Source organism: Bacillus sp. FJAT-27445, from assembly GCF_001510665.1.
GTDB lineage: Bacteria > Bacillota > Bacilli > Bacillales > Cytobacillaceae > Bacillus_D.
This window is the reverse complement of the sequence record NZ_LMTI01000003.1, coordinates 35,766-57,198: the sequence shown is the minus strand read 5'-3', so window position 1 is coordinate 57,198 and position 21,433 is coordinate 35,766. Positions and strand designations below refer to the sequence as shown.

Here is a 21,433-nt window from a genome sequence, read left to right as displayed (position 1 = left end):
AATTGTTATCCTAGTATGAACGGTTGATTACAGAACAGTTACAAAACCAGGGAAATGGAACCAGTATTGAGTACAACTTGGCAAAAATGCCAGTATAATTCAGCTACACTTCTTTAAATTATAAAAAGGGACGGCTGATTGTCTCTTTCCTGCGGAAAGAACAATGAGCCGTCCCCTTCATTTAACTGGCTGTCTTGCAACTTGGGCAACACTGAACAACTATTGTTTTTCATTCTGAAATGACCTCTCATGTTGCAGCAGCCACTCCTTTCTCCACAGTCCTCCTGCATAACCGGTTAAAGTTCCATTTGTACCGATTACTCTGTGACAGGGGATAATAATACTTAACTTATTTTTTCCATTCGCACTTCCTACTGCCCTGATCGCTTTTTCATTTCCAATGGAAACTGCAATATCCTTATAAGACCACGTTTTCGCGTAAGGGATTTCTTTTAAAGCTTCCCATACAGTTCTTTGGAAGTCAGTCCCTTCAACTTGATAAGGGAATGTAAATTCAAAGCTGTTGCCTTTAAAATATTCGTCAAGTTGGTTATAACATTCTCTTAAAACTAGAGGAGTTTCATCTTGTAGGCCATTCACCTTTTTACACTCTTCAGAAAACAAAATAGAGGTGATAGCTTCATGAGTACCAATAATTTCTACTATGCCAATCGGTGATTCATAATCCAATTTATATAGTTTAGTCATATAAAGACCTCCAAAGATAAAAGGTGGCATACGCCTGCCAGCCTTCCCAATCTACTGCGTATTCTTTTATTTCTTCTATAGTTGGTTTCCTCTCAAGGCCTAATAGATTCTTTAGTGCATTATGCAGACCGACATCCGCAACAGGGAACGAAGAAGGATGGTGCAGGCATTTCATCATCACATAATCTGCCGTCCATGCTCCGACTCCTCTTATCATTAATAACGACTTCTGTATTTGCTGATAATCTTTTTTTTGAAGCAATAATTCCTTAGATAATTCCCCGTTTAACATAGCATTTGCAATAGAGATGATGTATTCAGCCTTTCTTTCAGTAAATTGAAGAACTCTTAAATCATCCACGCCTATCGATGCTATTTTTTCAAATGAGGGGAATAACCAAAACGTTTCTCCTTCGAGAGTTAAACTTTCACCATATTGTTCGATAAAACGTTTCTTTAACGTGTAGGCAAATGTTAAATTGATCTGCTGTCCGATAATCGCCCATACTAATGCCTCAAATAAATCTGGAATGCACATAATGCGTAAGCCATAATATTTATGAACAAGTTTGCTTAAAATTTTATCTTGGCTAGCCATTTGATAAAATCCTTCTAAATCCTGATCCAAATCAAACCATTCCCAAACATACTCTGCTGCTATTTTGCGGCTGCTTTTAGATAAGGGGCTTATCGGGAATTCAACCTTTAAGCAATTATTAAAAAAGCCTATTTTACATACTATTAAAGATTTATTAACTTTAATTAGTTTATATAAAGAGTCTCCTTTAATTTGATGGAGCACTTCCTGATTGGACCTGCCTAAAAAAATTAAACACTCTTCAAAGTTAAATTCCTTTGGAGGATAAATCTCTATAAAAGATTCATAATCAATCCAATTCATTTACGAGTTCCCTTCGATATTCACTAGGTGAACAGTTTTTTAAGCTTCGGAACACTTTATAAAAATTGGAAGGACTCTGAAATCCAACCTCATAGCAGATCTCAAGGTTCGTTAAAGTTGTGTTTTTAAGAAGGTGGGCTGCTTTGTCGATGCGTATTTTTTCTAAATAAGTACGTGGGGTCTCAGAGGTCTCTTGTTTAAATAAACGTTCCAAATAAAAGGGGCTTAATCCAACTTGATCAGCTATATCTTTTAATTTCAAAGGTTGTTTATAATGATTGATCAGGAACGTAGTGATGGTTCTAACATGCTCTATATTAGGGGATTGCCCAACTTCTGGCTGGCATCTTTTGCAAGGGCGATAGCCAGCTCTTTCAACTTCATTCATGTCTTGGTAAAACTCAACATTCATTTTTTGGGGCTTCCTTGATCTGCAGGAAGGACGGCAGAATATTTTGGTTGTTTTTACCGCAGTAAAAAACAGCCCATCATATTTTCGATCACATGCGATGATTTTCTCCCACATCTCTTCAAATGTTAGGTTAATATTAGTCACCATAAAACTTCACTGCCTTTCCTGCCCTAGTTTTAGTTCTCGTACAAATGGGAGGTATCCATTAACTCTAATAATTGATCAGCATTCTTTTGTATAAAGGCAATCACTTTATCAGATAAGGCATTTCCAAAGCTAAAACGTCTTACTCCTAATTCTTTAAGCTTATTACAATTTGTTAGACATGGTAAAGATAATACATTTAATGGAGCGCGTACATTCTTTGTAATTTTTGTTCCTTTGAAAAATGCAGCTCGTTGAATGCCTGAATCTTGTTCATTTGATTTCCTCCTATTGCTTATTGGAGCCATTTTAACAAGTAATCGATATACATTTCGTCCTCTTTCTTGCTCTTATGGTCTGCCTTTAGAATAAGATAAAAAAGTGAAGCTAAACGGTGCTCCACTTTTAAAGTCTGTTTCACTATAAACTCATTACTAACTTTCTTTAAGGTTCAAGGTACTATTTTTGTCATTAGTTTTTTAAAAAAATGTCCAAACTATAAAGGTTGCCCACCCATTTGGAAATTTCCTTTTCTTATGAGCCTTTACTAAATGGTATTATAAAGCAGCAGCTCCGCCATCAATCGAAATAACCGCGCCATGAATGTAGGAAGATTCTTCGCTCAGCAGGAAGGCGACGACATCTGCAACTTCATGAGGTTGGCCTAATCTGCCCATCGGGACTGCTTCGGCCATGGCTTTAATAGCTTCTGGAGGGAATGCCCTCACCATTGGTGTTTCATTAGTACCTGGGGCAATTGCATTGATTCTGATATTTTCTCTTCCATACTCTCCAGCAATGGTTTTTGTCAGCCCAATAACAGCATGTTTTGTTGCTGAATAAGCGCCCAAGGTAGGCATTCCGACCAGGCCACCTAGTGAGGCTGTGTTGACAATCACTCCTCCCCCGATTTTTAGCATTTCATTCACTACAAATTTCAAACCGTAGAAGACGCCCTTTAGGTTCACGTCCACAATGGTATCAAATTCTTCTTCAGAACATTCCAGAGTGCGAACACCAGAACCTGAAATTCCTGCATTGTTAAAAAATAAATCGATTTTCCCAAATTGGTCAACCGTTTGTGCGACATAATTTTTAACATCCTCAACCTTACTCACATCTGCTTGTACAAAAATTGCTTCACATCCCAGCTCTTTACAAAGTCGAACCGTTTCTTCCCCTTTTTCTTTGGATAGATCAACAATAGAAATATTTGTCCTTTTCCGGGCCAATTTCAAAGCCGTTTCTCTTCCGAATCCACTGCCTCCACCTGTAATAATCGCTGTTTTTCTTTGCATATAAATCACTCCACTATAGATTATTTATGCTTATTATTATTCCCCAAAAAATCATGTGAAATAATGAGCAATCTACATTATTGTAGCACTAACCATCATGTCTTCTTCCCGAATAATTTCGACGAATTCGTTAAATCTTTTTACATTAATCTGAGTTATTAGTTATAAAAACTGCTAGAGTCAGGAGCGACTCAATTAAATATCAGCAGGGAAAAACCACAGTTTTGTACCTTCCGTGCAAAATAAAAAGACCGGTGTGTGAACCGATCTTTTTTCAATCTTTAGGTGCTGCCTATGTCTTTTTTCAGCCAAGCAAGCATAGTTGTTACGGGCTTTAGACCGATTTTTTCAACTGTTCCCATGGCTTTTTCTGCATCTCTAAATTTATGATATTTTCATTTTCTATTTGATCTACATTAAAGTGTTCCAAATACCCGGCCTCTTTTACATGCCAAACGTTCGCTAAAAAGGAAAACTCAACGGATTTAAACTTTATCTTATCTGTATAATAGTTAATACATTCAACCGATCCGCTATAATTCTTTTTTAGTTTTAGAGATAACAAATTGCAAATATATAAATTACTATCCTTATCAATAGATTTATTATTTTTCATTTTCTTCTTTTTATCTTTTAAAATCTGCAAGTAATCTTGAGAACTTAATGAATTTAATTTAACTAAAAAATAAAATTGAGGTTTTCCTCCCTCATATATCTCTCTGCCGAAACCCAGGAAAATAACTTCAACAGAAGGATCACTAATCGTTTCTGTATCAATATATAATCTACTATTTAGTAGGCTTATGACTTCATTTTTCAGTCCCTCATACGTAAGCTCTACCGTCCCATTTTTATCATGGCTGCTGATTAATGGTGAAGCAATCGATGCCGTCATTTTATTTTTAGAATATGTAGCATTGGTTCCTCTTTTAGGAAGTATTGTATAGCCATCACTAAGCTGAACAATCCCATTGATCCCAATATGGTTTGACATTTTTGTCGTTTCGAATTTATTTAGGCGAGGTCCATATTCGAAGATTTTCCTAACGGATAATCCCGGTTCAAACTCATAATCTATGGCTCTATTGGTTAAAAGATGATTGTAAAAATTACTTCTAGACGTCAATAGTGTAAGGGTACGGGTGGTTTCATTTAATGTATACCCATCAAGCCTTATCGTTTCAAAATTTTTAATATAACTGCCCTTATGTGCTTTCATTATTTCAGAGTAGCTGCTTTTAATTAATGGATCCGGATCAAACATTTTATTGGGGGCATCTTCAATCATAATCTTGAAATCCTTTTGATTCACAAAGGAATCGTTATATAAAAACTCTATATTCGACTCATTCAAGACCAGTTCTTTATTATAATTATTTTGATATATTTCTTGTAAATATTTCATGCTATGAGTAGTCTTTAATTTATCTTCTTTTACCATTAGAAAATTCTCATAAAGAGACTTGATTAAATCCGAAATAAAAATACCAATTATGATGGGCAGTAAGACGTCCAGGGATTTTTGATGGTAATAGTAGTATAGTGCTACTATCGTCAAAATGTAAAATGACGCTCTTACGCCAATCACCTTTAAAAGCAGGGTTAATTTCTCAATAAATATAACAGTTACTAATTTCCCTATTTTTAATGGAACCTCAACTATTTTATTCATACTATTCTCCTATAGCTATTACTTATTTCCTATTAATATATCATGTATAGTGAGAATATTATCAGTATTATTTAAATTATATCTATACCTTTCGAAATAATTTTTATAGTGATTTTCCAATCGGTCGCCATCATTTAAATCCACTAGCAGCTTATTATTGAGTAAGATGATTTGCCGTGAATGATCGATATATAGGACATCTTTTGCAAAATAAATTTTCGTATACTTATGGTTGGCACGATATCTCCAATCAACCGTAATAGAAATATCCGTATCACCCATTACGTATTGATGCTTTGAATATATATCTTGGTGGACTTTATCATCGTAAATATACTGTTTCTCCACTAAATGGAGTTTTCTAATATCTATAAAGCATGATAACAAACTTAAACAATTGATCCCGCTGTCAAACCAACAGCCTTCTAAACCAATATACTCATCTTTAATATGGAAATTCCCATCCGTATAAGGGTCCAGCACCGTAGACTCTATCCTTTTTATATCTCCAAAGGTTCCGATTTTGTCTTTGAGATATAATACTTCATTTCCATACATCCAATGGAAGATTACATCAAATGAAACATTGTTTTTCTTAGCCAATTCAAAAAGGACATTCAATTCGTCCATATTAAATACTGCCGGTTTTTCTAAAATTACATTCTTTTTGTGGAGCAAACAGTCTTTTGCTATTTCAAAGTGAGTATTTGGAGGTGTCGTAATAATAACAAGATCCATCTCTTCATGTAATAACATTTCTTTATAATTACTATAAAAAAGAGCATTATATTTCCTTGCAGTTTGTTCTGCCGATTCCTTTAAATCACATAAAGCAAAAAGGTTATATCTCTTATTTCCATATACTGGATTAATATATTTCCCAGCAATTCTTCCAATTCCTATAATACCTACATTCATTTTTTTCAATTAAAATCCCCCAAATCCTAAGGTTAAATATTACTAATTCCTTTTTAAAACTTTTCCCTTTTATTCCTTTTTATATAACCACTGTAAAGAATGGCCTATTTTTCTGATACGCCATTCGATAATTATGAAAAAAACTACGGTTCACCGCAATACATTAAGCTGCAGTTTGAAACTTATAACAAGGAAGCATTATCAGGTATTTTATACCATCTTTTTACTATTCTTCTTTTCAAACACCGTAACATAGAGCATGCCCGGAACCAAAACAACAGCAACAACCACTAATACAATGGCCATTGTATTCATATTTCCTTCATTCATTCCTGTAGCAAACGCTACACCATAAATACTCGAAGCAAGGATATTCCCGATAAATCTCGATGTCATGAGCAACCCAGATGCGATCCCACTTTCGGAAACACTAATAAAGGAATACAACAAATTTTGCAGTCCGATATTCTGTATCCCATTACTAACCCCCGTAACCGCAAGTACAACGCCAAGCCATACTAAAGCAGAACTATCCTTAATAGTAAATAGCAGGATAACCCCTACTAATCCCAGCAACACACTGGCCAATAACGGAATGCGAAATCCTTTCCTCTCTATCCATCTAGTCGCGATAGGTGTCATGATCATTGCGAAAATCGAAAGCGACAGCATCACGATTCCCGCCGTTTGAGAGCTTGCACCTAATGCACTTTGTATGAATGTTGGAAAGCTTAACAGCACTGCAAAAAATATGACGGTTGATAAAATGTACTGGCCAAAAATAAGTGCTACATTCAAGTTTTTCCGGAAGAAATTCACATTAATAAATGGTTCATCTCTTCTTTTCTCGTATATGTAGAAAATAACGGTTAGTATAACCGCAAGAATCAATGTTTTGATTTGAACACCTTGCTCGAGTCCAAGTAAAAAGACCATCCAAAAAGTAATAAATAAACTAAATAATACAATTCCAAGTCCATCCAACTTATAGGATATTGCTGTATTTTTCTTATCTTTCGGGACAAACATCATTGTTAATCCAATTCCGATTGCTAGTATCGGCAAATTCACATAAAAAATAACCGGCCATCCCCCGAACTGAATGAGCATTCCACCTATAGTTGGTCCGAATGCCGCAGAAGTTGTGGCAAAAACAGCTAAGGTGCCGATCACACGGTTTTGATTGTGCTGAATGGTATTACGTATTATTCCAACTCCGGCTGGAAAGAGTGCTGAGGTACCAATGGCTTGGATTCCACGCATCAAAAGTAACACAGGCATATTCGGAGATAACGGTGCCAAAATAGATGATATCACCACAAGCACAAGACCACTTAAAAAGATCAATTTCCTCCCATAAGTATCACTCAATTTTCCGATCAACGGCGTAAAGATGGCACTAATGATAAAATAAGAAGCAATTAACCATGAAATATTTGTTGAACTCAGTTGGAAATCCTTTTGTATTGCTGGTAAAGCTACTGTAATCATCGTTGTATTTAATGGATTAAGGATAATACCCAATGCCACAGCTAGTATGATAAATTTTTCATTTTTTTCCACGGTCATTTTGATGTCTCCTCTAGATAGTATATCCCTTCATATTAGCACAATTTGTATCCTTAGCAGTGCACATTAACAAAAACAACACTGATACTTGTTGGATCTTCCCAAGATATTCTTTACTTATTTAAGCCAATATTTGCATTTTGTAAATCGTACTTATTAATTTGAAAGTCAGGAATAGAATGATAGTGGTTTTACTTTACTAATATTAAGGGGAGAAGAATGTAATGAAAATTTTACGGCTTGGTCATGCAATGTATATGTTTACAAGTAAGGAGGGGAAAAATTACCTCGTAGATCCATTTATTGATTTAAATCCAGGATTTCCACAACAGCTAGATAATAAGGATTTTTATAATGCGATTGATTGTGTATTTTTGACACACGGACATTTTGATCATACAAGTGGGCTTTCTAAGATAGTGGAAAACAAACCTGACATTATGGTTGTTGCCCAATATGATTTGGCCATGATACTTCTGCAAAAGGGCATTAAAAATGTACTTCCCATTAATCTAGGTGGTTCGGTGTCCTTCGAAGGTCTTAACGTCACAATGGTTCAAGCAAAACATACCTCCTCATACGGTGAGATAGAAGGAACCCCAATATATGCGGGAGAGGCATCTGGTTATATTTTTGACTTTGACAATGATTATACAGTTTACCATTCTGGGGATACGGCTCTTATGTACGATATGAAGTTAATTCAAGATGTGTATAATCCAGAGATTGCAATATTATCCTCATCAGGCCATTTTACAATGGGTCCAAAAGAAGCAGCCTATGCAGTAAAGAACCTATTGAAAGTTCAATACGTTATTCCAAGCCATACATTTCCATCTAAAAAAAGTGCCACATCACCGGATACCCTTGATCAATTATTGAACTCCTTTCCCGTAGTGGAATATATGATAGATAGAGATAAAGACCTAAAAGAGTTGTTAAGCGATTATCAACAAACCGAAGTGGTAACGATGGGATATGGAGAAGAAAGGGAATTTAAGAAATAGCCATATTATATAAAAAGTTTACCAATATTGTTGTCCTTCATTTGAATGTAGCCTTCATGACCTCTAATACAATCCATTCATATGAAAATAGTTCTTGTACTTCTAGCCTCGCATCTCTCCTTCGTTCGGGTTCGTTTGGCTTTGTGGATTTTTATTCGGCCTACTTGCGATGTTTAAAAATGGTTCAGACTTAATAGCTCAAGGGGATTTTACTATTCAGTGATTGAATACAACCAGGTAAATAATAGAACAGAGATGAGTTCTTATCATCTCTGTTTTTATTGTTCCCTTTGGCAACCTCTCCAATTTCATCCAATGGGGTTGTCTATCATTGTTAATAATTTAAACTGCATCTATTTATGGTAAGGTTCACCGTGATGTATATAAATGGGGTTAAATTAAAGTTTTTAAAAGACCAGCAATGATGAAACTAAAGCTATTTAGATTTCCATCTTGATCAGGAGTTTCAAGAAAATCAATACATTCTTTAATATCATTAGATTCACCAATATCTATTGTACTCATTATTCCTTCAATAGCAGACTCCCTTTGAGACCGTAATAAATAACTATCTAAATTTAATTTTTCAATAGTTTCTTTTGCTGCAAGATTATTATTATTTTCAACACTTCCATTAAAATTATATAAAAAATATGATTCACAATTAGGATCCAAAGGAGAAACTAATAAGTTAGGATTATACCAATTTTTTTTTGCATGGCCACAGAAGTCTAACTCATAGACCTCAGAAGGAATATATTCTTTTCCCATACAGGAGGCATGTAAGTTCTTATAATTTAATGCTTGTCCCGGAAAATCGTTCTGAGGTTTAAAATGTTCGATATGAACATTGTCATTTTTTAAGCTTATTCCGCAATAACAACATAAACCAGATTGCTCTTTAGATAAACTATTTCTCAGTTCTTGTTTTAAAGCCTGAGGAATATTGTTGTATCTCGCTCTTCTTCCTCTTTTTACTTTCCAATCTTCGAAAGCTGTGGGTGAAGTTGATTTTGGAAAATGCCTCATTTTTTCAATGCCTTTTTCCTTTGAATAATCAATTCTGCTTTTATTAAATTTGGATCCGCTTCACCAATAATATCTGAAAGGTATTCTAGCAACTCACTAGCCTTTTCAAGATTATTAACTGCTATATATTTAAAAAGATGATCTAATTTCGTTTTAATTTCCACATTTTTAGAAGCTGCGTTCAAATATTCCTCAAGAATAATATTTGAATCTTTCCCGAAAGTATTATGAACTAAATCAGCTGAAAATGTATTTGAATTTTCTATTTCATGTATAACATAAATTTTAGCAGACTTAATTTCACCAAGGACTTGTGGTGAATGTGTTGAAATAATAAATTGTATGTTTGGGAAAATATCTTCTAGTCGTCCAATAATTTCTCTTTGCCATGCTGGATGTAGATGTAACTCTATTTCGTCTATAAATACTATCCCCTCCCCATTCAATGGGTTCTCTAAGTAGGGATTGGCTAAAGCAAGTCTACGGGCTAAATCACCAATCATTGCTAAGGTACACTTTTCACCATCTGATAGTTGATTTAATTCTAATCTATGACCGTTTTTTGAGATGACCATTCGCATTTTACCTTTTCTAATAATTCGCAAATCAGTAAAACCAGGCATAAAACCATAAACGGCTCTTCTAACAGCTTCAAGTTGTCTATCTTTATAATTAATATCTGAATCGATTTTCTCTTCATTTTCTATATCCTCTTGATTTCTAAACCATTCAAAAAAGGCTCTGAAATCAGTACTACTTGAAAAGCAATTTAGATAAGTAGAAAACTGATCAAATTCATGTTTATTTTTGATTCTTAAAGGTACATCTATTACATTTCTATGTGCAGAATAAAAAACTGTCACTGGTACATTAATATATTTATTGGAATCTAAGGCCTTATGAACAGCTTCTACTAAATCATTGAATTTAGATCCTTTAGAAGAAGAAGGACTCTTACTATGGGCTGTCTTCGATCTAGTTTTGATAACTTCAGCTAAGCCTTCATGATTATTATGTTCTACTAAAGTTTTAATAATATATCTTTGCTTTCCATTTTTTATATCCGTTTCATGTAAATCAACCTTTTTAGAAATATTAAACGAAAGCTTATCTACTATTAGCGATAACGCAGTAACAACAGCATTTATAACAGAAGATTTACCAGCTCCATTCGAACCAACAATAACTGCACTCTTTCCTTCTAAATTTAAATGAAGCCGATCGAATCCCCGAAAGTTTTCAAGATAAATATCTTTGATTTTCATAACTATCACCTCTCTCCTCAATTTATTCTATTTTCTTATAAAGGATAGTACATTACTTTTTAGTTTATTATCCTCACTTCTTATATTGACAAATATACTGTAATTTATCCCTCTAAATTATCGACTCCACTCATATAAACAGCCCTTTTCATTTATATTTTTATAATATATGGAAGGAAATCTATACGATTATTCTCTCAAAAATCTCTTAAAAGTAACAGTTATATTTTTGGATAAGTAATATGAATTCAAAATATTATTTATTCAAATTTCTAAATAAAAACAGCCTTGATTTAATCTATACTGTTTAGAACCTCATTTACTTATGATACGGTTCACCCCGATTAATCCGAAAAGCCCTATAAATCTGTTCAACAAGAATCAGCCGCATGAGCTGATGCGGAAAAGTCATTCGTGAAAAGGAAAGCTTCTCATTGGCCCGGCTCAGTACCTCGCTACTTAATCCGAGCGATCCCCCAATGATAAAGGCGATTTTGCTCTTGCCGTGGAGGGCCAGCCTGTCCAAATTGGCTGCAAGCTCCTCGGACGATTGCATTTTCCCATCAATGGCCAGGGCTATGACATGGGCATCGGCGCTGACCTTCGCCAGAATCCGCTCCCCCTCTTTTTTCTTCACCTGTTCCATCTCGGCTTCGCTCATTTCCTCAGGCGCCTTTTCATCGGGGACTTCAATGATTTCAATTTTGGCATAGGCGGACAGCCGTTTCGTATATTCCTCTATCCCCTGCTTCAAATATTTCTCTTTCAATTTACCAACCGTTACAACAGAGATATTCACAATCCACAGCCCTTTACAAAATGGTTACAAACAGTTTACAAACACGTTATCCACAGAACTTATCCACATGTCCACAATTTCTATCCACATCTTGTATGGGATCATTCGTTCGCCACAACATATATTGCAGTTTTTTGACAAAATTCACAGCTTGTTGATAAGTTATCCACATTGACTTTTTCCAAAATCGGAAACGTTTCGTGCTCATCCACAACCATATCCAGCGCAAGATCAACATGTTCTTCGCAGCAATAAATCAAGTTTGTCCACCTCCATCTTCTCTACAAACCATAACTCTTTGATGGCATTTAACTATAGTTTCTTCACCTCGAAACCGGTTATTCACATCATACCATACTGCACATTTCCTAACCCCTTCAACTTTTCCACAGATCAAAATGCGCAAGCGCCTTGGTCAGCCCCGACCAGATTAAGACGGGGTCCGCAGGACGGGCCTGCCCTCCGGAGGGAACCGGCTTAAGACCTCGAGGGGCTAGGCGCTGGAGCTGGATTAATAAAACTTATTTTGAGTTATCACCCAAATTTGATTTGATATTTTCCTATCTAACCAAAAAACGGGAAAGCCCCACTCAAAGGCCCTCCCGTTTACCTATTAAATATCCCCTTCACCGAGCTGAATCGTTGTTTCCATTTGCTTGCCCGCCCGGTAAAACTTGATTTTCATCTTCTCGCCAATCTTCTTTTTATTGTAAAGGTGCCTGCGGAGATCGATAGCATCCCTTATCTCTTCCCCATCCATTGAAACAATGACGTCCAGTTCCTTCAGGCCACCTTTATCCGCTGGCGAATTCGGGACAACATGCCTTAGGGCGACACCGTAGTTAACTTCCCTTGGCAGCTGCAATTCCTCTCGCTGGAACGATGTCGGCAGGTCAGGTACGGATCTCAAATCGACTCCCATATACGGGCGGCGGACTTCCCCGTATTTCTCCAAATCTGCAATGACCGGCTTCGCATAGTTGATTGGTATCGACAGCCCGATCCCTTCAACGGCATTCTGGGCGATTTTCATTGAATTAATACCAATTACCTGGCCTGCAATATTGATTAACGCCCCGCCGCTGTTGCCCGGGTTGATGGCCGCATCTGTTTGAATAACATCTGCCTGCCAGTCTGCTATGCCATCCTGGTTAATATCAACAGGAATGGCCCGTTCAAGGCCTGAAATAATCCCTTTCGTTACTGATCCGGAAAAGGTCAAGCCGAGTGGGTTCCCGATAGCAATGACCGGTTCGCCTGGCTTCAGGCGTTCGGAATCGCCGAATTCCGCAATCGTTTTAATCTTGTCGGAGCTGATTTCAAGGACGGCGAGATCTGTCCAAACATCACTGCCTTTAAGCTTGGCCGGTACTTTATTCCCGTCTGCAAGGGTGACCTCGAGCTCGCTTGCGCCATCCACAACATGGTGGTTCGTCGCGATATATGCTTTGTTTCCTGTAACTTTATAGATAACGCCTGACCCCGTTCCTGCGGATGCCTCCTGCTCCTCGCTGAACCAGAAACCTTTCGACGTTTGGATATTGCTTATTCCAACAACTGCATCGGCAGCCTTTTCAACTGCTTTCGTTACATCGGTTTCCACATCTACAGCTACTTGTTTCCGGACTTCTGTATCTGTTCCGCCAATGCTTCCGGATGTTTCCAATGCCGGCTCGTTTGTCGGCGCCACTTTATAAGGCAGTAGCCCTGCATCCGAGAGAAAAGGGACAGAGAGGATGACAAGGAGTGCTCCTATCACGGCCCCGATAAGGCTAGTAAGAAAATATCCTTTATTGCTCTTTTTCGGCTCCGGTGCTTTATACCGGCTCTGGTAGTCATGATCATAATATCCCATCAAACGATTCCTCCTTCAAAACTGCCAACTCGGTGTCACTTTTAAATTAATTATACTCCTCCGAATGTATTATTCGAATGAAAAATGCATCCTTTTTAAGACTCTTTTTCAATAGACATAGTAAATTTGGCTATTGATTTTCTCTCAATAATCCCAATATGAAGAAAAAGAGCAAATATACCATCCCGTAAGGACGTACATTTACTCTTTTAAAAAATCTTAAACAGCAGTCAATGCTGTCGGGATTCGCGGGTCCGTGTCATATATATCAAACTGCTCGCCAATCCGGATGCCTCTTGTTTCAAGCGTTTGGGCAACCGACATTCTGGCAAGGTCCTTCATATTGTTGTCAAGGCTTAAATGGGCCAAATAAATCCTCTTTGTGTTGTCCCCGGCAACCTCGCTCATCGCAATCGCGGCATCCTCATTCGATACATGCCCAACGTCGCTTAGAATTCGGCGCTTGACGTTCCAGGGATACCGTCCCATCCGCAGCATGTGGACATCATGGTTGCTTTCAAACACATAGGCATCCGCATTTGAGATTGTCCCCTTCATCCGGTCACTTACATAGCCCGTATCGGTGATAAGGACCAGTTTTTTTCCGCCGGAATGAAAAACATAAAACATTGGCTCGGCGGCATCATGCGAAACACCAAACGACTCGATATCAAGAGAGCCAAAGGTTTTAACTGTTTCCATACCGAAGACAAACTTTTGCTCTATTGGTACTTCACCTATGCAATGGTCCATTGCCTTCCATGTCTTTTCATTTGCGTAAATTGGAAGCTTGTACTTGCGGGCAGCTACTCCCAATCCTTTAATATGGTCACTGTGCTCATGTGTAACCAGGATGCCTGACAAGTCGCGCATGCTCCGGCCAATCTTTTCGAACAGGCCCTCCATTTGCTTGCCGCTCAGGCCCGCATCGACTAGGAACGAATGCTCGCCTGATTCCACGTAGATTGCGTTGCCGGTACTTCCACTTGCAAGCACACTAAACTGCAATGTCATTCCGTTCACTCCGTTACTTCGTCTTCCTCACTCCCAATCGGGATTACCTGGCCCTCAAATGCATTGACATACAAACTCTTATCATTATCAATGACAAAACGCCATGTTGGTGCAAATACTTGTGAGGAGGCAAGCGGGACAATGGTTGAGTACCCAAGCTCCGCTTTTGTTATCTTACTTTTCGGCTCAATCAGACCTTTTTGAAGCAGAATTTCAACCGCCTCCAAAGGCCGAAGCACTTCTTCCTTCACATCAAGCTTTTTAATATCCTCAAGATAGGTCTGTTCATATGAAACAATCTGGTTTTCATCATTCAGATGGAAAACAATCCGGCCATTCCAATTCACATTCTGATAAAGAAACTTATTTTCGTACTGCTGGAAATACGTAATTGTATTTTTCTTATCATCCCGCTCCCAATACTGATAATTCCGGCCATATAGGATGTTTTCGATAATGAACCCTGTCAGTGAAACGGGTTCACCTTTTTCATCCAACTGATATGGCTCGTCCAGTTCGGAATCGAGCAGGATTTTATCCCTAATTATAATAGACTGGCCCTTAAGCCTAGCAATATCCTCTTTTGTAAACTCCTTAATTTTTGCACTCACATACTGGTCTTTAATCGCTGCCTTAGGCATAACATCGTAAGTGATGTCAGCCCCCTTCAGCCGTTCCTCTACAGACGACTCCTTCATAACCTCGAACTTATTGTCGTTATGCTTTGCCATTAGCTGATACAGGAGGTATACGTCCAGGATAAGGAATGTGATAATGAAAATCGTTTTGATCCTACTCCAATCCATGCCGCAACCCCCCAAACTCGTCCAAGGCGATTTGTGCCCATTTCTTGTTGTAGAGATAGAACCAGGCTGGCTCAAGGGTGATTAGCCTGTTTGATGCGGAATCCCTATCCATCTTGTACCCAAGAACCAGATTCTCGAGAAGTTCGGGCTTGAAACCTCTTTGTTTCTGTAAGATTTCTAATACTTCTCTTCCGGATGGACGAATCATCTTGGTCGTTTCCAATGGTAGCTCCATGGCAAATGTCGGCCTTGTTAATTTGGTAATTTCATTCCTGCCCCAGATTTCTGTAATTTCCGACAGGCCGTCTTCATTAAAAATTGGATAGCCATCCATACTGTAAAGGCGGAATGTTACCCGTTGGCTGGATTCATCCAGATAAACAAATCTGTATGGGTCCGTCCAGCCATAATGTTCATTGATAAAATCGATGCTTCGTCTAAGCAGGTTGGTGGAACCAGACAAATAACCGTTATCCTCTGCCGGATTGATAAATACCAGCAGATTTTTATTCGAATAAATGTTCATCTTGCTTGAATCATTCGCAAACTCTTCGCCTGTGCTGACGAGGCTCTTCTGAACAAGGCTCGGGTTCGTGAACAGGGCTTCCTTAAAATCTTCTGAATCCAAGCTCTTGGGCAAATATTTGTATGCCCACATTTCCGTCTCTTCTTCCGGCAGGAAAATCACCCTTTTTTCGGTTGCATTAAAAGCAAAATAGGTCGAGTTCTTGCTCGCGCGTTCATAGAAGCTGCGGTTAAACCGGTCCAGAAGGGAAGCGGAAATATAGCTAATATAAATCTCCTGGTTCTTGACATTTGCAAAGTAAACAATACCCCTGTCCTTTTGCAGGCTTTTCATGTCTATGACAATGCGGTCGAATTGGAAAGAAGGCAGCCTTTTTTCCTCGAAGGATAATATGTTCCGAAAAACTTCGATCGGCACTTCATGTGGAAAGACAATTTCGACCTTTCCGTTTCCATGAACCGCCTGCTTAAAGGTACCGGCCTGCTCGGTATGGTTTTTCACATCAAAAAACACCCAACCGGACATTTCCTTCATAAGACGGTCCAACTCGTTAATCCTTGAGGTGCCAAAATGCTTACCCTCTATATGGTAAAGGATCCGGTCAGGTTTAATGATTTTGGAATCTTCCTTCTTCTCGCCCATTTTCACTTCTTCAACGAATTTCCCGCTTACAAGCGGGTCAAGGTTAGGCTGATAGCTCCATAATGACCAGGTCAGCCCAATGCTAAGAAGCACCAACAATGTCAGCAAAATTGATTTTACTGTTTCATATCTCATGACCAGTCAACCTCTTCAATCGGCTCATAAGGAAGGGTGAAAATAATTTGTGTCCCTTTTCCTTCCTCACTTGTTGCCCATATAATCCCGCCATGGGCATTTACCATTTCTCGGGCAATCGCAAGCCCTAGGCCTGTACCGCCCAATTTCCTGGTCCTGGCCTTATCGACGCGGTAAAAACGATCAAATATTTTACCGATATTTTCTTTTGGAATACCGATTCCTTCATCCTTTATGCTAACGGTTATCTTTCCTTCTTCCTCGAGAACGGTAAAAATAACCTCCCCGCCCTCAGGGGAATATTTCAAGGCATTTGAAATGATGTTATCGAGTACCTGGGTCAATTTGTCTACATCAATTTCAACAAAAAGAGGTTTTCGGGGCAGTATCCGGGTGAATCGGACGTTTTCACGTTTTGCCATCTCGAACCGGTCAATAATCCTGTTGAAGAATTCATTGAAATCAATCCATTCTTTAGAGAGCCGATAATCCCTGCTGTCCATTTTCGAAAGCTGAAGCAGATCGTTTACAAGCCGAATCATCCGTTCCGTTTCCGTCTGGGCAACATTCAGGAATTGCGGCCCAACCTCACGATCCTCAATAACCCCATCCGCCAGCGCTTCAAGATAGCTTCTCATCGTTGTCAGCGGGGTCCTCAGCTCATGCGATACATTTGCCACGAATTCCCGGCGTTCGGCATCAATTTTTTCCTGCTCGGTTATATCATGGAGAACGGTTATCAGGCCGTTAACGAAACCTGTTTCTTTTTGGATGACGGATAAATTGGCCCTAAGAACATAGGGGGTATTCTTGGTGCTGTAATCGAGGATGATGGAGTCCTTTATCTCGAGCATTTCCTCGAAGGTATACGTATCATCCAAATCCAGCACCGAAACGATTGGCTGCGACAGGACTGTTTCACGTGAAACGCCCAGCATCCTTACTGCCGGATCATTTATTACGATGACCCTTCCCCTTCTGTCGGTCGCAATAACTCCATCTGTCATATAAGAAAGGACGGATGAGAGCTTCCTTCTCTCTCCTTCGGTCGTTGCCTGGGCCTCTTGCAGCTTTTTCGTCAGGTTATTGAAAGTCATGGCAAGGGTGCCGATTTCATCGTAACCATACACCTTTACCTTCCTTGAAAAATTCCCTTTGGCCATCGCCAACGCCTGTTTCTTCATGTCGGTAATCGGCCTCGTAATTGTTTGCGCCAATAGGATTCCTAGCGCAGCCGTTATCGACAGAGCAATCGCCGTTCCAGTGGCCAATATCCCATTGATTGTTTTCATTTGCTCGAAAATACTCTCAATGTTGGCAACTACTTGGATTACCCCGATAATTTTCCTGTCTGATTTAATTGGAGTCGTCAATACCCAAATCCGCTGGCCGGTTTTCCGGTCAATCAGGATTTCGCTTTGCTCCTCCTCAATCACGATAGATCGCTTGATCCTCAACTCCGTTGTCCGCTGGCCGACTACTTCCTGGTCATTTTGCTTGGACGTTCCGAGAATTTTTAGCGTGTCAGCCTCAATCAGCCTTACTTCAATGATATCGGCAACCGCGAATTCCTTTAGAATTCTCCTGATTTCGTCTTCTTTTGAAGGATCACCTGGCGGACGTTCCTTCTGCATCTGCTCCACAAGGTTATAGTCGAGCATCGTGACCTGCCTTTTCAAGGACGTCTGGAAGTTTGATGTAAGAGTTTCTTCAAGCTGCCTCACGAAATAAACCCCGATAATTTGCATGGCTACGAGAATCAGCAGTACATATATGAGTACAAATTTAAGATGGACTGAATTAAAAAAGCCGACTTTTCTCATTAAGTTTTTTACTCCTGGTCAGGGTTGCGTAAATAATAGCCGACTCCCCTTCTTGTCACAATCCACGCTGGGTGGCTTGGGCTGTCCTCGATTTTTTCACGGAGACGCCTTACCGTCACGTCCACAGTCCGGACATCGCCAAAGTAATCATAGCCCCAAACTGTTTGCAGGAGATGTTCCCGTGTCATGACTTGTCCAATATGTTTGGCAAGATAGTGTAGGAGTTCGAATTCCCGGTGTGTCAATTCAATGGTTTCGCCACGTTTCGAAGCAACGTAGGCATCCGGATGGATGGTGAGCGACCCTATTTCTATTTCATTAGAGGATTCTTCCGCCCCGGCCTGGCCGGATGGAAGTTGATGCCTCCTGAGGTTTGCCTTTACCCTTGCGATTAGTTCCCTTGTACTAAAGGGCTTCGTTACATAATCATCTGCTCCAAGTTCCAAGCCCAGAACCTTATCGATTTCTGAATCTTTGGCTGTTAGCATAATGATGGGCATTTCGTACTTCTTTCTTACTTCCCTGCATACCTCCATCCCATCGCGGAGAGGCAGCATAATGTCGAGAAGGATTAGGTCCGGCTGAACCTCTTCAACCATGGAGATCGCATCATTCCCGTCGTATGCGCAAAAAACAGTGTAACCCTCTTTTTTCAAATTGAACTGCAGTATATCAGCAATTGGCTTTTCATCGTCTACGACCAATATTTTTTTCTCCATCCCAAAACTCCTTTCTCTTCGCGTATCCCTAGCATTTACACGCTTTTATCCCACTCTTAACGGGCAGTAAGACCCCCACCTAAAGATTCAGAGGAATCGAAGAAGATAGGTGGGATCAACTGCCCGTAAAGGTCCGATCGGTTCACCTAACCATCAGTGGGTTAAACTCGTTCCCACTGATGGAAGGTTCACTTTATACTATTTTACTTTACCATTTTACACGCTATAAATCATCTATTTGAAACAATTGTCATATAGCGGAAAAGCCTCCAGCTTTTGCTGGAGGCTTAGTTTGCTCTATACGGTTATCGTCTTAAGAACTTCATTGGGTTCTGAAGGCTGCCGTTTTTGTATACCTCAAAATGTAAATGAAGGCCGGTTGAATCCCCAGTAGAGCCCATATTGCCGATTTTGGATCCCTTTGCCACTGTCTGTCCCACACGGACATCGATTGAGGAAAGATGGGCGTATACTGTCTTGAAACCATTATTGTGGTTAATAACAATTTTATTTCCATATCCGCCATCCCAACCAGCGGAAACAACGGTTCCATTGTCTGCAGCTTTGATTGTATGGTTGGATGGTCTCGCAATATCGATTCCTTTATGCATTTTCCCCCAGCGGTAGCCAGTATGGCTCGATACATACCCCCCAGAAGCAGGCCACAGGAATGATCCTTCGCCGCGAGAAGGGACGACCTTTGTTCCCCTTATAATGATATGGTTAACTGGCTGTTGGGTAATTTGCTCTTTTACCACGGTTTTATTAATGATTTTCCCAGCCTGTTCAGAAATGGAATATGTGACTTCCCTGGCTCCATTACGGCCTTCCTGCTTCACCTTTTTATCACCTTTGAACATGGACGGGCTCGTCACTACTTCTGTTTTAAAAGAAAGGGTTTCTTTTTTGAAAACTTCCTTGTCTACTATTACTTCGAGGTAAGGCTTTGGAACCGTTATGTTCAATTCCTGGCCAATCTTGATCAGGGAATCTTCCTTCATTCCAGGATTCAGTGCAAGGAGCTGAGCGGTTGTTAGATTGGCGCCCATTGCAATTGATCCCAGTACATCCCCTTCTTTTACTCTGTATTTCTTTTCTTCCAACGTTCCTTTTTGCAGGAATTTCAGCGCTTTTTCCTGAGTAAGGATTTTATTTGGAGCGATTGTTGTCATTTTTACTTCCGCTTCACCGGAAAAGCGGACATCACGAATGCGTGTTTCATTCTCCTTTAATGCGGGTAAAGCAGTATCAGGCTGTGCTTTTCTGGCTTCAACTTCCTTTAGCTGATCCTCGGTCACATATTTATACTTAAGCAATTTAACGACCCGTTCAGCGGCTTCCTGGCTATCCAGGTAGACAACCGGCTGTCCATCAACGACAATGGCTGCGGACTCCACTTCAAGAGTCATTTCCTGCGCAAGCTTTTCGGCAGCTTCACGGTTGTTGGCAGTTGAGCGGAAAACCTGTTCAGGAATATAGGTGACTTCCGAACCCAGTTTAAAATTTTTATTCAACTTCTGCATATCAAGCACTTGCTTTTCAACAATTGCTTCTACAACATTTTTATTTGAAACGGTGCCTATGTATGTATTGTTAAGATAAACATAGTATACAGTGGTGAGTTTGCGCTCTGCTCCTGCTTCCTGGCCTGTTGCGAAAAATAACGCTGAGGCCCCGATTGCAGTAATCATGAGTTTCTTTATGGTATTTATCATCTTATTCGGTTTTTTCGTTGGCACGGAACTTTTCTTTGAAAATACTTTCATTGTTTATCCTCCCTGAGCTACAGAAACAAAACCTCTAATTCTCTAATATTACAACTATATTTCTATTGGGAAATATAAAATATTTTCACACTCCTATACTTTACCATAAATTAATTTGAATAGATTATAAGTACTAATAATGTAACAAAAATGTATAATAGTTGACATTTAAAGGGAGAATTTGGCGAGCTATTTGCTTAAAGGAAGGCTTTTTTATAAAAAAAATTGTGAAAACACAGGCCAAAAAGCCTATAAATAGTGGGTTTTAAGAGGTTTCGACATTTTCCGTAGTAAAAATGTCTTAGGTGAAAGGTCTAGTCATATATTTTGGGAAAAACAGGATTTTATATTACAGCTTCGTTACAAGATTATTATTTTTATTGGGAAATAAAAAAGGAAACAGAAATTCCTGCTTCCTTTTTGGG

General features: G+C 39.1%; 19 protein-coding genes and 1 pseudogene. 1 reads left to right on the top strand and 19 read right to left on the bottom strand.

From position 1 onward, the window contains the following. Positions 1 to 219: 219 nt before the first annotated feature. The 8 genes and pseudogenes from AR337_RS08815 to AR337_RS08780 form a co-directional block, all read right to left on the bottom strand. Positions 220 to 708 carry a methylated-DNA--[protein]-cysteine S-methyltransferase gene (locus AR337_RS08815; RefSeq protein WP_059171650.1) on the bottom strand — a complete coding sequence of 163 codons (489 nt, stop codon included), beginning with the start codon at positions 706 to 708 and terminating at the stop codon, positions 220 to 222. Then, positions 701 to 1,609, bottom strand: a complete 909-nt coding sequence (locus AR337_RS08810; RefSeq protein ID WP_059171649.1) for a DNA-3-methyladenine glycosylase — start codon at positions 1,607 to 1,609, stop codon at positions 701 to 703. The genes AR337_RS08815 and AR337_RS08810 overlap by 8 nt, the downstream gene beginning before the upstream one ends. Then, complete coding sequence (locus AR337_RS08805; protein ID WP_059171648.1) at positions 1,596 to 2,168, bottom strand: bifunctional transcriptional activator/DNA repair enzyme AdaA; 573 nt, start codon at positions 2,166 to 2,168, stop codon at positions 1,596 to 1,598. Before AR337_RS08805 ends, AR337_RS08810 begins: the two co-directional genes overlap by 14 nt. A gap of 29 nt (positions 2,169 to 2,197) precedes the next feature. Continuing rightward, a pseudogene (locus tag AR337_RS23715) lies at positions 2,198 to 2,392 on the bottom strand (isocitrate lyase/phosphoenolpyruvate mutase family protein); the annotation flags it as partial. Between the two features lie 330 nt (positions 2,393 to 2,722). Then, positions 2,723 to 3,463: an SDR family NAD(P)-dependent oxidoreductase gene (locus AR337_RS08795; protein ID WP_059171646.1), complete on the bottom strand. Its 741-nt coding sequence runs from the start codon at positions 3,461 to 3,463 to the stop codon at positions 2,723 to 2,725. 334 nt (positions 3,464 to 3,797) lie between these two features. Further along, on the bottom strand, positions 3,798 to 5,135 hold the full coding sequence (locus AR337_RS08790; RefSeq protein WP_059171645.1) for a hypothetical protein: 1,338 nt from the start codon (positions 5,133 to 5,135) through the stop codon (positions 3,798 to 3,800). Between the two features lie 18 nt (positions 5,136 to 5,153). Next, positions 5,154 to 6,053 carry a Gfo/Idh/MocA family protein gene (locus AR337_RS08785; protein WP_253701640.1) on the bottom strand — a complete coding sequence of 300 codons (900 nt, stop codon included), beginning with the start codon at positions 6,051 to 6,053 and terminating at the stop codon, positions 5,154 to 5,156. Between the two features lie 210 nt (positions 6,054 to 6,263). Next, positions 6,264 to 7,622 carry an MFS transporter gene (locus tag AR337_RS08780; protein ID WP_059171643.1) on the bottom strand — a complete coding sequence of 453 codons (1,359 nt, stop codon included), beginning with the start codon at positions 7,620 to 7,622 and terminating at the stop codon, positions 6,264 to 6,266. 224 nt (positions 7,623 to 7,846) lie between these two features. Between AR337_RS08780 and AR337_RS08775 the strand changes: the two genes are divergently transcribed. Further along, on the top strand, positions 7,847 to 8,629 hold the full coding sequence (locus AR337_RS08775) for a metal-dependent hydrolase (RefSeq protein ID WP_059171642.1): 783 nt from the start codon (positions 7,847 to 7,849) through the stop codon (positions 8,627 to 8,629). A gap of 393 nt (positions 8,630 to 9,022) precedes the next feature. Here the strand turns inward: AR337_RS08775 and AR337_RS08770 are convergent, their stop codons facing one another. From AR337_RS08770 to AR337_RS08725, 11 genes are all read right to left on the bottom strand, one after another. Beyond that, positions 9,023 to 9,658 (bottom strand): retron system putative HNH endonuclease, encoded by a 636-nt coding sequence (locus AR337_RS08770; RefSeq protein ID WP_059171641.1) that lies wholly within the window; start codon positions 9,656 to 9,658, stop codon positions 9,023 to 9,025. After that, positions 9,655 to 10,923, bottom strand: coding sequence for an AAA family ATPase (locus tag AR337_RS08765; RefSeq protein ID WP_059171640.1), 1,269 nt, complete (start codon positions 10,921 to 10,923; stop codon positions 9,655 to 9,657). The genes AR337_RS08770 and AR337_RS08765 overlap by 4 nt, the downstream gene beginning before the upstream one ends. A gap of 319 nt (positions 10,924 to 11,242) precedes the next feature. Then, complete coding sequence (gene rlmH, locus AR337_RS08760) at positions 11,243 to 11,722, bottom strand: 23S rRNA (pseudouridine(1915)-N(3))-methyltransferase RlmH (protein ID WP_059171639.1); 480 nt, start codon at positions 11,720 to 11,722, stop codon at positions 11,243 to 11,245. A gap of 101 nt (positions 11,723 to 11,823) precedes the next feature. Further along, complete coding sequence (locus tag AR337_RS22680; RefSeq protein ID WP_367576256.1) at positions 11,824 to 11,940, bottom strand: CxxH/CxxC protein; 117 nt, start codon at positions 11,938 to 11,940, stop codon at positions 11,824 to 11,826. Positions 11,941 to 12,335: 395 nt separating this feature from the next. Then, positions 12,336 to 13,577, bottom strand: coding sequence for a S1C family serine protease (locus tag AR337_RS08755; RefSeq protein WP_059171638.1), 1,242 nt, complete (start codon positions 13,575 to 13,577; stop codon positions 12,336 to 12,338). 219 nt (positions 13,578 to 13,796) lie between these two features. After that, positions 13,797 to 14,591, bottom strand: a complete 795-nt coding sequence (locus AR337_RS08750; RefSeq protein ID WP_059171637.1) for an MBL fold metallo-hydrolase — start codon at positions 14,589 to 14,591, stop codon at positions 13,797 to 13,799. A 5-nt stretch (positions 14,592 to 14,596) separates the two neighbouring features. Continuing rightward, entirely contained in the window at positions 14,597 to 15,397 is an 801-nt protein-coding gene (locus AR337_RS08745; RefSeq protein WP_059171636.1) for a two-component system regulatory protein YycI, read from the bottom strand. Further along, positions 15,384 to 16,700 carry a YycH family regulatory protein gene (locus tag AR337_RS08740; protein WP_059171635.1) on the bottom strand — a complete coding sequence of 439 codons (1,317 nt, stop codon included), beginning with the start codon at positions 16,698 to 16,700 and terminating at the stop codon, positions 15,384 to 15,386. Before AR337_RS08740 ends, AR337_RS08745 begins: the two co-directional genes overlap by 14 nt. Next, on the bottom strand, positions 16,697 to 18,523 hold the full coding sequence (walK, locus tag AR337_RS08735) for a cell wall metabolism sensor histidine kinase WalK (protein WP_059171634.1): 1,827 nt from the start codon (positions 18,521 to 18,523) through the stop codon (positions 16,697 to 16,699). Before walK ends, AR337_RS08740 begins: the two co-directional genes overlap by 4 nt. 8 nt (positions 18,524 to 18,531) lie before the next feature. Continuing rightward, the gene (gene yycF / locus AR337_RS08730; protein WP_059171633.1) at positions 18,532 to 19,242 is read right to left on the bottom strand and encodes a response regulator YycF; all 711 of its coding nucleotides are present in this window, start codon (positions 19,240 to 19,242) and stop codon (positions 18,532 to 18,534) included. 305 nt (positions 19,243 to 19,547) lie between these two features. Further along, positions 19,548 to 21,008, bottom strand: a complete 1,461-nt coding sequence (locus tag AR337_RS08725) for a M23 family metallopeptidase (RefSeq protein ID WP_059171632.1) — start codon at positions 21,006 to 21,008, stop codon at positions 19,548 to 19,550. Positions 21,009 to 21,433 lie beyond the last annotated feature (425 nt).

Bases quoted from the DNA above. Each gene is read 5' to 3' on its own strand.
- AR337_RS08815 (WP_059171650.1), bottom strand. From the start codon at position 708: ATGACTAAACTATATAAATTGGATTATGAATCACCGATTGGCATAGTA.
- AR337_RS08810 (WP_059171649.1), bottom strand. From the start codon at position 1,609: ATGAATTGGATTGATTATGAATCTTTTATAGAGATTTATCCTCCAAAG.
- AR337_RS08805 (WP_059171648.1), bottom strand. From the start codon at position 2,168: ATGGTGACTAATATTAACCTAACATTTGAAGAGATGTGGGAGAAAATC.
- AR337_RS08795 (WP_059171646.1), bottom strand. From the start codon at position 3,463: ATGCAAAGAAAAACAGCGATTATTACAGGTGGAGGCAGTGGATTCGGA.
- AR337_RS08790 (WP_059171645.1), bottom strand. From the start codon at position 5,135: ATGAATAAAATAGTTGAGGTTCCATTAAAAATAGGGAAATTAGTAACT.
- AR337_RS08785 (WP_253701640.1), bottom strand. From the start codon at position 6,053: ATGAATGTAGGTATTATAGGAATTGGAAGAATTGCTGGGAAATATATT.
- AR337_RS08780 (WP_059171643.1), bottom strand. From the start codon at position 7,622: ATGACCGTGGAAAAAAATGAAAAATTTATCATACTAGCTGTGGCATTG.
- AR337_RS08775 (WP_059171642.1), top strand. From the start codon at position 7,847: ATGAAAATTTTACGGCTTGGTCATGCAATGTATATGTTTACAAGTAAG.
- AR337_RS08770 (WP_059171641.1), bottom strand. From the start codon at position 9,658: ATGAGGCATTTTCCAAAATCAACTTCACCCACAGCTTTCGAAGATTGG.
- AR337_RS08765 (WP_059171640.1), bottom strand. From the start codon at position 10,923: ATGAAAATCAAAGATATTTATCTTGAAAACTTTCGGGGATTCGATCGG.
- AR337_RS22680 (WP_367576256.1), bottom strand. From the start codon at position 11,940: ATGGTTGTGGATGAGCACGAAACGTTTCCGATTTTGGAAAAAGTCAAT.
- AR337_RS08755 (WP_059171638.1), bottom strand. From the start codon at position 13,577: ATGGGATATTATGATCATGACTACCAGAGCCGGTATAAAGCACCGGAG.
- AR337_RS08750 (WP_059171637.1), bottom strand. From the start codon at position 14,591: ATGACATTGCAGTTTAGTGTGCTTGCAAGTGGAAGTACCGGCAACGCA.
- AR337_RS08745 (WP_059171636.1), bottom strand. From the start codon at position 15,397: ATGGATTGGAGTAGGATCAAAACGATTTTCATTATCACATTCCTTATC.
- AR337_RS08740 (WP_059171635.1), bottom strand. From the start codon at position 16,700: ATGAGATATGAAACAGTAAAATCAATTTTGCTGACATTGTTGGTGCTT.
- walK (WP_059171634.1), bottom strand. From the start codon at position 18,523: ATGAGAAAAGTCGGCTTTTTTAATTCAGTCCATCTTAAATTTGTACTC.
- yycF (WP_059171633.1), bottom strand. From the start codon at position 19,242: ATGGAGAAAAAAATATTGGTCGTAGACGATGAAAAGCCAATTGCTGAT.
- AR337_RS08725 (WP_059171632.1), bottom strand. From the start codon at position 21,008: ATGAAAGTATTTTCAAAGAAAAGTTCCGTGCCAACGAAAAAACCGAAT.